The organism is Azonexus sp. (assembly GCF_036170495.1).
GTDB lineage: Bacteria > Pseudomonadota > Gammaproteobacteria > Burkholderiales > Rhodocyclaceae > Azonexus.
This window is the reverse complement of sequence record NZ_JAVHPH010000355.1, coordinates 1-11261: the sequence shown is the minus strand read 5'-3', so window position 1 is coordinate 11261 and position 11261 is coordinate 1. Positions and strand designations below refer to the sequence as shown.

The 11261-nt window shown below is 61.9% G+C and carries 13 protein-coding genes; 9 read left to right on the top strand and 4 right to left on the bottom strand.

Annotated elements, in window-relative coordinates:
* The 4 genes from ADADOO_RS13150 to ADADOO_RS13135 all read right to left on the bottom strand — a co-directional run.
* On the bottom strand, positions 1-262 hold a 262-nt coding region (locus tag ADADOO_RS13150), incomplete at its 3' end, for a hypothetical protein (RefSeq protein ID WP_511277957.1).
* A 91-nt stretch (positions 263-353) separates the two neighbouring features.
* On the bottom strand, positions 354-1724 hold the full coding sequence (locus ADADOO_RS13145; RefSeq protein ID WP_511277956.1) for an NAD(P)(+) transhydrogenase (Re/Si-specific) subunit beta: 1371 nt from the start codon (positions 1722-1724) through the stop codon (positions 354-356).
* Positions 1725-1726: 2 nt separating this feature from the next.
* On the bottom strand, positions 1727-2008 hold the full coding sequence (locus ADADOO_RS13140; protein WP_226400950.1) for an NAD(P) transhydrogenase subunit alpha part 2: 282 nt from the start codon (positions 2006-2008) through the stop codon (positions 1727-1729).
* Entirely contained in the window at positions 2008-3135 is a 1128-nt protein-coding gene (locus ADADOO_RS13135; protein WP_511277955.1) for an NAD(P) transhydrogenase subunit alpha, read from the bottom strand. Before ADADOO_RS13135 ends, ADADOO_RS13140 begins: the two co-directional genes overlap by 1 nt.
* 336 nt (positions 3136-3471) lie before the next feature.
* On the opposite strand from ADADOO_RS13135, the gene ADADOO_RS13130 reads away from it, so the two are divergent.
* The 9 genes from ADADOO_RS13130 to ADADOO_RS13090 form a co-directional block, all read left to right on the top strand.
* On the top strand, positions 3472-5709 hold the full coding sequence (locus tag ADADOO_RS13130; protein WP_511277954.1) for an NADP-dependent isocitrate dehydrogenase: 2238 nt from the start codon (positions 3472-3474) through the stop codon (positions 5707-5709).
* A 247-nt stretch (positions 5710-5956) separates the two neighbouring features.
* A complete protein-coding gene (locus ADADOO_RS13125; RefSeq protein ID WP_511277953.1) occupies positions 5957-6529 on the top strand; it encodes a hypothetical protein in 573 nt (190 codons plus the stop codon).
* A 15-nt stretch (positions 6530-6544) separates the two neighbouring features.
* Positions 6545-7048 (top strand): hypothetical protein, encoded by a 504-nt coding sequence (locus ADADOO_RS13120; RefSeq protein WP_511277952.1) that lies wholly within the window; start codon positions 6545-6547, stop codon positions 7046-7048.
* A gap of 8 nt (positions 7049-7056) precedes the next feature.
* Positions 7057-7548 carry an RNA methyltransferase gene (locus tag ADADOO_RS13115; RefSeq protein ID WP_511277951.1) on the top strand — a complete coding sequence of 164 codons (492 nt, stop codon included), beginning with the start codon at positions 7057-7059 and terminating at the stop codon, positions 7546-7548.
* Positions 7549-7611: 63 nt separating this feature from the next.
* Positions 7612-8889, top strand: a complete 1278-nt coding sequence (locus ADADOO_RS13110; protein WP_511277950.1) for an HD-GYP domain-containing protein — start codon at positions 7612-7614, stop codon at positions 8887-8889.
* A 165-nt stretch (positions 8890-9054) separates the two neighbouring features.
* Positions 9055-9516: a YeeE/YedE family protein gene (locus ADADOO_RS13105; protein ID WP_511277949.1), complete on the top strand. Its 462-nt coding sequence runs from the start codon at positions 9055-9057 to the stop codon at positions 9514-9516.
* Between the two features lie 2 nt (positions 9517-9518).
* Positions 9519-9959: a DUF6691 family protein gene (locus ADADOO_RS13100; protein WP_511277948.1), complete on the top strand. Its 441-nt coding sequence runs from the start codon at positions 9519-9521 to the stop codon at positions 9957-9959.
* Positions 9960-10011: 52 nt separating this feature from the next.
* The gene (gene murI, locus ADADOO_RS13095; RefSeq protein WP_511277947.1) at positions 10012-10797 is read left to right on the top strand and encodes a glutamate racemase; all 786 of its coding nucleotides are present in this window, start codon (positions 10012-10014) and stop codon (positions 10795-10797) included.
* Positions 10797-11261, top strand: a 465-nt coding sequence (locus tag ADADOO_RS13090; protein WP_511277946.1) for a CaiB/BaiF CoA transferase family protein, incomplete at its 3' end; no start/stop codon positions are given. The genes murI and ADADOO_RS13090, both read left to right, overlap by 1 nt.

Here is an 11261-nt window from a genome sequence, read left to right as displayed (position 1 = left end):
ACTGCAGTTCGGCATGGGCCATGGCTTCGTCGGAAAGCACCTGGTATTCCGACATCACGTCCTTCAGGTCGGTAACGTAGGAGAGCTGCTTGTCCTTCCAGCGTCGCCGTTCGCCATAAGAAAACAGTATTGTTCCGGCCAGTAGTACCGCCAGGGCCAGCAGGAAATGCGGGGAAACCGGGCCGATCGTCAGCGACCACAGCCACAATCCAAGGCAGGCGGCTGCAGCCAGCCAGATCAGAAGGTCATCAATGCGCTTCATGCACCGGTTCCGGGGAAAATGTATAGCGCGGTATTGTACGGCCGTGCTGGCACGGCCGTACAAAATTGTGGCAAGCTGGTTTGGGCTTCGTTTACCCCATCGCCTTCAAATGCTGAATGATCTCGCCCGCCATCGGCTGGGCATCGCCATAGAGCATCCGGCAGTTATCGGTATAGAACAGCGCATTCTCGACGCCGGAGTAACCGGTGCCCTTGCCGCGCTTGATGACGATGACGTTTTGCGCCTGATCGGCGTTGAGAATCGGCATGCCGTAAATCGGGCTGGCCTTGTCGGTGCGGGCACTCGGATTGACCACGTCATTCGCGCCGATGATCAGCGCCACGTCGGCCTGACCGAACTCGCCGTTGATTTCTTCCAGATCGAAGATCTTGTCGTAAGGCACCCCGGCCTCGGCCAGCAGCACATTCATGTGCCCCGGCATGCGGCCGGCCACCGGGTGGATGGCGAACTTCACCTCGACCCCGGCTTCTTCGAGGATGGAGGTCATTTCCCACACCTTGTGCTGGGCATGCGCCACCGCCATGCCGTAACCGGGCACGATGATGACCTTCCCGGCGTAACGCATCATCGCCGCCGCATCCAGTGCGGAGAGCTCCTTCATCGAGCCTTCGATCGCTTCCCCCGGACCGCTCGCCACCAGCGGCGTGAACAGGATGTTGGAGATCGGCCGATTCATCGCCTTGGCCATGAGTTGGGTAAGCAGCGTACCGGCCGCCCCGACGACGATGCCGGCGATGATCAACGCCGGGTTGCCCAGGACATAGCCTTCGAAACCGACGGCCAGGCCGGTAAAGGCATTGAACAGCGAGATGACCACCGGCATGTCGGCGCCGCCGATGGGCAGGGTGACGATCAGGCCGAGGAGCAGGGCGACGGCGAAGAAACCGAAGATCAGTTCCGGTTGGGCCGGGGCCATGACGACCATGGCGCCACCGAGAGCGATGGCGATCAGGGCGAGCAGCACGTTCACTGCATTCTGCGCCGGTAGGCGATGGGCTTTCTTGAGCACGCCCTGTAGCTTGGCCCAGGCGATGCACGAGCCGGTGAAGGAGACGGCGCCGATCAGCGCCCCGATGACGGCGAGCACCGTGGTAGCGAGACTGTGGACATCGCCCTTGGCGAACTCGATGGCGGCAATCGCCGCCGCCGCGCCGCCGCCCATGCCGTTGTAAATGGCGACCATTTGCGGCATGTCGGTCATTTTGACCTTCTTGCCGGAAATCCAGGCGGCTGAACCGCCCAGTGCCAGAGCCAGGGCCATCAGGGCGAGGTTCTGCAGGCCGGGAATGAGGAAGGTGGCGGCAATGGCGACGAGCATGCCGTAGCCGGCGATGACGATGCCCTTGCGCGCGCTGGCCGGCGAGCCCATGCCCTTGAGGCCAAAGATGAAGAGCAGCGCGCCGACGAACCAGGCGCCTTGAACGTAAACGGGGATGGTCATGTTCAGCCCTCCTTCTTCTTGAACATGGCGAGCATGCGTTCGGTCACGACGTAACCGCCGGCGGCATTGGCCGCGCCGAGGGCGACAGCGAAGAAGCCGATGGCTTGCTGGACGGGGGTGTCTGCGGTGCCGAGCATGAGCATGGCACCGACGACAACGACGCCGTGGATGAAGTTGGAGCCGGACATCAGCGGCGTGTGCAGGATGACCGGCACCTTGGCGATGATCTCGTAGCCGGTGAAGGCGGCGAGCATGAAGATGTAGAGCGCGAGTAAACCGTCCATTAGGCTTCTCCCAGAATTTCGCGAATTTTCGGGTTGACCGTGACACCGTCCTGGCAGAGGAGCGTGCCGGCGACGACCTCGTCTTTCCAGTCGATAACGAGTTCGCCGTCCTTGATCCACGGCGAGAGGAAGTTGTAGAGGTTCTTGGCGTAGAGCTCGGAGGCGTGGGTGGGCATGCGGGAAGGCAGGTTCAATGGCCCGTGGATGTTCACGTCGTTGGCGATGACGTGTTCGCCGGGCTGGGTGAGCGCACAGTTGCCGCCCGACTCGGCGGCCATGTCGACGATGATGGCGCCGTATTTCATGCGGCCGACCATCTCGCGCGTAATGATGATCGGCGCCTTCCGGCCGGGGATGGCAGCGGTGGTGATGACGACGTCGGAGAGGGCAACGGCCTTGGCCAGTTTTTCGGCTTGGGCCGCTTTTTCCTCGGGGGTCAGTTCGCGGGCGTAGCCGCCGGCACCATCGGCCGAAACCCCGGTGTCGACGAATTTGGCGCCGAGCGATTCAATCTGCTCGCGGGCGGCGGAACGCACGTCGTAGGCTTCGACCATGGCGCCCAGGCGCTTGCAGGTAGCAATGGCCTGCAGGCCGGCGACGCCGGCCCCGATGACAAGGACTCGCGCCGGCCTGATCGTGCCGGCGGCGGTGGTCAGCATCGGGAAGAACTTGGTGCACCGGGCGGCAGCGATCAAGCCGCACTGGTAGCCGGCGCAGGCGCCTTGCGACGAGAGCGCGTCCATGCTCTGGGCGCGCGAGATGCGCGGCAGAAGTTCGAGGGCGAAGGCGGTGATCTTGCGGGCATTGAGCGCGGCGAGACGCGCCTTGTCGTCAAAAGGTCTGAGGAGGCCGATGAGGACCGAGCCTTCGGGCATGGCAGCAATCTCTTCCGGGCTCGGTGGCGTGACGCGCAGGATCAGTTGGGCTGGGCCGTAGGCTTCGGCGATGCCGTTGACCAAGGTGACACCAGGGTAATCCGAGTCGAGGAAATGACTCTCCGTGCCGGCGCTTTGCTCCATGCGCAGCAAGGCGCCGAGGGCAGCGAACTTTTTGGCGGTCTCGGGAACGAGGGCAACCCGGCTCTCGCCGGGGCTGCGCTCGCTGACGACCGATATGGTTATGGGCATGCTGTTTTCTCCGTTTGTGGGAAATTATCCCACGTATTTTAATCCTGTCGGATTCTTTTTGTCAGACACCAACTGGCAATGCGTTACAAAATGGCTGGCATGTAAAGAGCTCTTCGGCCAGGCCATCCCGGATTTGCAGTTGCCAAATCAGCCGTGCTCTGAAAATCGTAGCACGCCCGTTTTCCGAAATTCGGGAGTTCGCTATGTGAAATTGCGTTTCATCGTTGACCGAAGCGAGCCCGGCGGAGATACTCGAAAGGTTATGTTTGTAAGCATGGCGAAAGGGGCCCGGTATATCTTCGCCCCGCGTTATTCAACCTAATTCGAGGAGTCGATATGGCCGCAGGAAAGTCCAAGATCATTTACACCCTAACCGACGAGGCGCCATTGCTGGCTACCTGCGCCTTCCTGCCGATTATCCGCACCTTCACCTCGCCGGCCGGCATCGAAATCGAGACGGTTGACATCTCTGTTTCGTCGCGCGTCCTGTCCGAATTTTCAGAGTGCCTTTCTGACGACCAGAAAGTCCCGAACACGCTGAGCGAACTGGCCATAAAGTGCCAGCAGCCGGAGACCAATATCATCAAGCTGCCGAACATTTCGGCTTCCGTCGGCCAGCTCAAAGTCTGCATCAAGGAGCTGCAGGAAAAAGGCTACAAGATTCCCGACTACCCGGAAACGGCCAATACCGACGAAGAAAAGGCGCTCAAGACCCGCTATGGCAAGTGCCTCGGCTCGGCCGTTAATCCGGTGCTGCGCGAAGGCAACTCCGACCGCCGGGCGCCGGGCGCCGTCAAGAATTACGCCCGGAAACACCCGCATTCAATGGGCGAGTGGAAACAGTGGTCGCAAACTCACGTTTCGCACATGGAACACGGCGACTTCTACCACGGCGAAAAGTCGCTGACGCTCGATAAGGCGCGCGACGTCAAGATGGAACTGATTACCAAGAGCGGCAAGACCATCGTGCTCAAGCCGAAGCTCGCCCTGCTCGACGGCGAGATCATCGACTCGATGTTCATGAGCAAGAAGGCGCTGTGCGACTTCTACGAAGCCCAGCTCGAAGATTGCCGCGAATCCGGCATCCTGTTTTCGCTGCACGTCAAGGCGACGATGATGAAGGTCTCGCACCCGATCGTCTTTGGCCATTGCGTCAAGATTTACTACAAGGATGCCTTCGAAAAGCACGGCAAGACTTTCGATGAGCTGGGCATCAACGTCAATAACGGCATGGTTGATCTGTATGAGAAGATCAAGACGCTGCCGGAATCCAAACGCGACGAAATCATCCGCGACCTGCATGCCTGTCAGGAACACCGCCCGCGCCTGGCCATGGTCGATTCGGCCAAGGGCATCACCAACTTCCATTCGCCCAACGACATCATCGTCGACGCCTCGATGCCGGCGATGATTCGCCAGAGCGGCAAGATGTGGGGCGCTGATGGCAAACCCTACGACAGCAAGTGCGTCATGCCGGAATCGACCTTTGCCCGCATCTACCAGGAGATGATCAACTTCTGCAAGTGGCACGGCAACTTCGACCCGAAGACCATGGGCACGGTGCCGAACGTCGGCCTGATGGCCCAGCAGGCCGAGGAATACGGCTCGCACGACAAGACCTTCGAGATTCCCGAAGATGGGGTGGCTAATATCACCGATCTGGCAACGGGCGAAGTTCTGCTCGCCCAGAACGTTGAAGCCGGCGATATCTGGCGTGCCTGTCAGGCCAAGGACGCGCCGATTCGCGATTGGGTCAAGCTGGCTGTCACCCGCGCCCGCCAATCCGGCATGCCGGCCATTTTCTGGCTGGACCCGTACCGTCCGCATGAAAACGAACTGATCAAGAAGGTCGAAAAATATCTCAAGGATCACGACACCACGGGTCTCGATATCCAGATCATGTCCCAGACGCGCGCCATGCGATTTACGCTGGAACGCGTGGTGCGCGGTCTCGACACCATTTCGGTTACCGGTAACATCCTGCGCGACTACCTGACCGACCTGTTCCCGATCATGGAGCTGGGTACATCGGCCAAGATGCTGTCGATCGTCCCGCTCATGAAGGGCGGCGGCATGTACGAAACGGGGGCCGGCGGCTCGGCCCCGAAACACGTCCAGCAGCTGATTCAGGAAAACCATCTGCGCTGGGATTCGCTCGGCGAGTTCCTGGCCCTGGCCGTGTCGCTCGAAGAGCAGGGAATCAAGGATGGCAACAAGCGCGCCATTCTGCTGGCCAAGACGCTCGATGCCGCCACCGGCAAGCTGCTCGACAACGACAAATCGCCCTCGCGGAAAACCGGTGAATTGGACAACCGCGGTTCGCAGTTCTATCTCGCCATGTACTGGGCGCAGGAACTGGCTGCACAGAGCGAGGATGCCGAACTGGCGGCCCATTTTGCCGCGCTGGCCAAGTCGCTGACCGACAACGAGGTGCAAATCGTCGCTGAAATGAAGGCGGCTCAGGGCAAGCCGGCCGATCTCGGCGGCTATTATCTGGCCGATCCCGAGAAGACCAAGGCGGTTATGCGTCCGAGCCCGACGCTGAATGCCGCGCTCAAGGCTGGTCGCATCTAAGCCAGCCGATTCCCCGGTGTCAGCGCCGGTAAGCAAAAAAGCGAAGGCCATCCGGTCTTCGCTTTTTTTCTGCCTTCTCGAAGCGCCTGGGGCGGTCTCGCCTGCCGGGTGGCGTGGCAAGGGACAGATAATCCTTGCCTTTCAACCGATTGGACGCCCGCTTGGGCGGGCGCCGGCGTATGCTGTGGCCAGCCAATTGGCCAACGATGCCATCGCCGCAGTTCGTGGCGAGCGAAAGGATAGTCCTGTGAGCCCAGCTAAAATTGAAGAACTCTTCGATCTCTTGCGCGCCGCCTGCGCCCGCCAGTTTCGTTTCAATCCCCGGCGCATCACGGCGAGCATGCGCTACGTTGGCAAGGAGGGCCACGGCAAGGACACGGTTCATGTCTTCCGTGATGCCACGACCCATTCGCAGATCGCGCTCGACAGCACTTTCGCCACCCTGCGCGAAAAGCACGGCGACAAGCCGCACTGGACCGAGGCCGAGAAGGCACACTATCAGAGCACCGATGCTGAAATCGACGCCGAGATTGCTGCCAAACAGGCCGAACTTGAATTCACGCAAAATTCCCCGCTCTATCAGGACCACAAGGCCGAATTGCTGACGCATTACAAGGATTGGCCAGGTTATGTCCCTGGCGTGAGCAATCCGCGCGAGGCGGCAAGACTGCTGATCGCCGCCTTGACCGAGGCCCACGACGCCCGACTGACGGCTTTTGCCGAACACATCGGATCGCACGATCCGGAACATCTGGCCCACCTGCTGCTGGCCCCATGTCACCTTGAAATCGAAGCCAGCAAGGCCGCTACTCCGCCCTAGAAGTACAATGCGGGGATGACAGAAAACGCACCGCACACCCCCGTCGATAGCCAAGAAGCCGACGTCATCAACGAACCGCGCCTGTGGCGCAACAGCGGGTGGACCGCCCGCGTCATCAAGAACGAAGACGATGAAGGCTGGGCCGTCGAAATGATCAAGGACGGCCAAGCCGAGCCGGCGCTGGTCGGTCCGTGGACCATGGGGCGCGACAAGAAAAATCCCAAGCCGCTTGACGTTTCTGCCTTCCAGACTTTGATCAAGACCGCTTCGGAAGTGCTGCGCCGGCACGAGCATCAGCTGCACGCCCAACTGCACAAAAAACTTACGGTCGACCAGGAAAACGGGCCGATTTTGATCTGCCTCGACATCGTTCCCGACGAGGACGATCCCTACGCCACGCTATCGGCCGAAGATGCCGACGGCGAACCACTGGCCAGGGTGCGCGTCGGCCCGAACTTCAAGCTCAACGCCGCCAGCGCCAAGGCTTGGATAGCCGACGAATTCCGTCAGCCCGAGTAAGGCCTACGATGAGCATTGAAACCATCACCCGAAAACAGGCTGTCCAGAGCTACACCGGCTACTCCTGCATCGGCCTGTACAACCCGAAAGGCCCGGAAAACGTCGGCTCGATCATGCGCGCCGCCGGCTGCTACGGCGTCAACACGGTGTTCTACACCGGCAAACGCTACGCGCGCGCCGTCGAATTCCGCACCGACACCAAGCAGGTTCATCTGCAACTGCCCTTGATCGGCGTCGACGACTTGCAGCTGGTCATCCCCTTCGGCTGCGTCCCGGTCGCCATCGAAGTCCACCCGGACGCCAAGCCGCTCACCGAATACCGGCACCCCGAGCGCGCCTTCTACATCTTCGGCCCGGAAGACGGCAGCCTGAAAAAGAACGTGACGTCGTGGTGCAAGGACATCGTTTACATCCCGACCCACGGCTGCATGAACCTGGCGGCGACGGTCAATGTCGTGCTTTACGACCGGATGTTGAAGGCGGGCGGCTTTCGGGGGTAGATGGGGGGGGCCATCAGGCTGCCTTAAGGTTCATCGACAACAATCAGGAAGTGAATTGAGACAATGACCACGGGAGGTCGCATGAATGCCTTCAACAAGCGCACGGCCTGGCGTATTGGCGCCGTCAGCCTGCTGCTCGCGTTTCTGGCGAGTCCGCTGGCCTGGTTTGTCGCTCGTGAAAAGGCGGAGGAAAGCACGGTTTCGCTGGCGATTGAGGAGTCGCAGCGGTTGTTGGGGCATTTTGGCGCCATTGCCCTGAGCGGGCCGGACGCTGCGGCGCATGCCGACGAAGCGGCCAAAACGCTGATCGGTGGCCTGTTCGATATTGCCGAAATCTACGATGGCCAAGGTCGGAAAATGGCCGAAGAAATGACGGCCGACGGTTCGCATCTCGAAGGCATATTGATTCACCACGCCAAGCCCGCCTATACGGCGACCTCTTATGAAAGCCTCAAGTTGCCTGATGGGCGCTGGGTTCTGCGGGTTTTCGTTCCGCTGCGGATCGGTGGTACCCCGCAGTCCGAGATCACCGGCTATTTCGAAGGCGTCCGGGTCGTACCCGGGTGGCAGCGCCAGCAGATGCTCGACAGCGCGCTGTCCGCCGCCCTGATGGTCGGTTTTGCCTCGCTGCTGTGCGGCGCGGCGATCTACCCGGTGGTCGTTCGCCTGTCGGCCGATAACGAGCGCAAGGCTCGCGAGGTGCTCGATTCGCACATTTCGATGATGGAGGCGCTGGGCCGGGCCATTGCCAAGCGCGATTCGGATACCGGCATCCATAACTACCGGGTCGCCTGGGTCGCCGCCCGCATCGCCGAGAAGCTCGGCTTCCGCGGTACCTCGATGCAGTCGCTGATTGTCGGCAGCTTTCTCCACGATGTCGGCAAGATCGGTATTCCCGACGCCATCCTGCTCAAGCCGGGGAAACTCGATGACGACGAATTCGCCATCATGAAAACCCATGTCAGCCAAGGCGAAGAAATCGTCACCGGCATCGGCTGGCTCGAAGGCGCCAACGAAGTCGTTTCCGGGCATCACGAAAAATGGAACGGCGCCGGTTATCCGCGAAGCCTCAAGGCAGACGAGATTCCACTGGCGGCCCGCATCTTTGCTGTGGCCGATGTTTTCGACGCGCTCTGTTCCAAACGCCCGTACAAGGAACCCATGGGCTTTGACGTAGCGATGACCATTCTGGAAAAGGACACAGGCAGCCACTTCGACCCCGGCGTCATGGCCGTGTTTCGCCCCATGGCGCAGGATATTTTTGACCAACTGGCCGGCTGCAGCGAGGAATTCGCCCGCCAGCTACTCGAAGACCGGGTTCGCCATCATTTCGGGATGTGAGCGGGCGACGACATTTCATTTTTGGCCGCTTTTCCCGGTTGACCGTAGCAAACGCTTGCCCGCCGCCATCAGGCCAGTCCGCCGGCTCAAGGGGGCGGCGCAGATTGCGTGAATGACCGGGCGATCTGGTGAGAAAATCCACTCTTTGTCCAATTCGCCTCCACCATGCCAGTTACCTTGTTTCCCCACGGGATCGCCCACTATGCCCTCGGCGGCACCCTGATGGGTCTGGGCGTTGCCCTGCTCTACGTCACGACCGGGCGCCCCGGCGGGGTCAGTACCTTTTTCAGCAGTTCCTGGTCCTGGCTGCTGCGCGGCCCGTTCTTTCGCCAAGACTCGTTTCTTGAAAGTCGCCACTGGCGACTGGTCTACGCCCTCGGCCTGGTGCTCGGCGGCGGGCTTTTCCTCCTTGCCGGACAGACCGTCGAAGCCAGCCATATTCCAGCCTGGAAGCTGGCGCTCGGTGGCGTCCTGATCGGCTTCGGCGCCCGTCTGGGCGGCGGCTGCACCTCCGGCCACGGGATATGTGGCATGGCCTCGCTGTCCGCCGCGTCGTTCGTGATGGTGATTACGTTTCTCGGCACGGGCATCGTCACCGCCTCGCTTCTGAAGTGGCTGGGGGTGTGAACATGGCGCAAACCGAATCGCCCCTCGGCGCCGTGGCGACCTTGGCCAGCGGGCTGCTCTTCGGCTTTGGCCTGGCCTGGTCGACGATGATCCGCCCCGAGTCGGTGCTCGACTTTTTGACCTTCGACGACCTTGGCCTGCTGTTCGTTCTGGGCAGCGCCGTCGGCATCAACCTGCTGGCTTACCAACTGGTGCCGCGTTTGTTTGGCCGGACCCTGCTTGGCACCGCCTTTCAGCCGCGGCCGTTTGAGCTGGATCGGCCGGCCTTGCTGGGTGGGCTCTTGTTCGGTGTCGGCTGGGGGTTGTGCGGTGTCTGTCCGGGCCCGGCGCTGGCCGGCCTGGGGGCGGGCAATGCCGATCTGCTGATCGCCCTTGCCGGCATTTTTGCCGGCGCCCTGTTGCACGGCCTGTGGGCCGGACGCCAGGCGCCGGCGACCGCCTGATGGTGGCTGACCGGACCTAAAATCAGGCCCCCTGCTGATGCTGAATGGACTTGTGAACCCTCAACCCATCGCCGTTTTCGATTCCGGCCTCGGCGGCCTGACGGTCTTGCGCGCCCTGCGCGAACGGCTACCGCACGAAGACTTTTTCTATTTCGCCGATACCCGTTTCCTGCCTTACGGCGACCGGCCCGAGAGCTTCCTGCGCGAGCGCGGGGTGTTGATCGCTGAGGCGCTGGTCAAGCGTGGGGCGAAGGCGTTGGTGATCGCCTGCAACACGGCGACGGCGGCGGCGGCGGAGGCGATTCGGGCGGCGATCACGGTGCCGGTGGTGGCGTTGGAGCCGGGGGTCAAGCCGGCGGTCGGGCTGACCAGAACCGGCGTCATCGGCGTGCTGGCGACGACGCGGACGTTGGCTAGCGAGCGCTTTCAGCGGCTGGTCGGCAATCATGCCAACGGCCATCGGGTCATCGCCCAGCCTTGCCCAGGCTTGGCTGAAGCCATCGAGGCTGAGGGGCCGGATAGCGCTGCTGTGGCGGGTTTGCTTGATGCCTTTGTCGCACCGCTGGCTGCGGCGGCGGCTGATGTCGTGGTACTCGGCTGCACGCATTATCCGTGCGTGTCGGCGGCGATTGCCCGGCGCATGCCGGCGGGAACGATTCTGCTCGATACCGGCGAGCCGGTGGCGCGTCAGCTTGAGCGGCTGTTGGCGGCGGGCAATCTGCTCGGCGGCGGCGAGGGGCGGCTGACGGCGGCGACGAGCGGGGCGCCGGCGGCGGTGATTGCTACGGTCGACCGGATTTTTGGGCAAAAATTGAAAATCGAACATTGGGAGCCTTGATGAGCGAGGGGCAAAAAAACGGGGCGCAAAAACCGCTGGCTGGCCTCAAGGTGGTTGAACTCGGCACGCTGATCGCCGGGCCGTTCTGCACGCGGATCATGGGCGAGTTCGGCGCCGAGGTGATCAAGGTTGAATCGCCCGACGGCGGCGACCCGCTTCGCAAGTGGCGCAAGCTCTACGAAGGCACGTCGCTGTGGTGGGCGGTGCAGGGGCGCAACAAGAAGTCGGTGACGGCCAATCTGAAACATCCAGAGGGCCGCGAGTTCGTCCGCCAGCTGATTGCCGAAGCCGACATCCTGGTCGAAAACTTCCGCCCCGGCGTGCTCGAAAAGCTCGGCCTGGGCTGGGAAGCCTTGCAGGCGGACAACCCGGGGCTGGTCATGGTGCGCCTTTCCGGCTTCGGCCAGAGCGGGCCGTACAAGGATCAGCCGGGTTTCGGCGCGGTCGGCGAATCGATGGGCGGC

Excerpts from the sequence above, each read along its gene's own strand:
- ADADOO_RS13145 (WP_511277956.1), bottom strand. The coding sequence starts at position 1,724 with ATGACCATCCCCGTTTACGTTCAAGGCGCCTGGTTCGTCGGCGCGCTG.
- ADADOO_RS13140 (WP_226400950.1), bottom strand. The coding sequence starts at position 2,008 with ATGGACGGTTTACTCGCGCTCTACATCTTCATGCTCGCCGCCTTCACC.
- ADADOO_RS13135 (WP_511277955.1), bottom strand. The coding sequence starts at position 3,135 with ATGCCCATAACCATATCGGTCGTCAGCGAGCGCAGCCCCGGCGAGAGC.
- ADADOO_RS13130 (WP_511277954.1), top strand. The coding sequence starts at position 3,472 with ATGGCCGCAGGAAAGTCCAAGATCATTTACACCCTAACCGACGAGGCG.
- ADADOO_RS13120 (WP_511277952.1), top strand. The coding sequence starts at position 6,545 with ATGACAGAAAACGCACCGCACACCCCCGTCGATAGCCAAGAAGCCGAC.
- ADADOO_RS13115 (WP_511277951.1), top strand. The coding sequence starts at position 7,057 with ATGAGCATTGAAACCATCACCCGAAAACAGGCTGTCCAGAGCTACACC.
- ADADOO_RS13110 (WP_511277950.1), top strand. The coding sequence starts at position 7,612 with ATGACCACGGGAGGTCGCATGAATGCCTTCAACAAGCGCACGGCCTGG.
- ADADOO_RS13105 (WP_511277949.1), top strand. The coding sequence starts at position 9,055 with ATGCCAGTTACCTTGTTTCCCCACGGGATCGCCCACTATGCCCTCGGC.
- ADADOO_RS13100 (WP_511277948.1), top strand. The coding sequence starts at position 9,519 with ATGGCGCAAACCGAATCGCCCCTCGGCGCCGTGGCGACCTTGGCCAGC.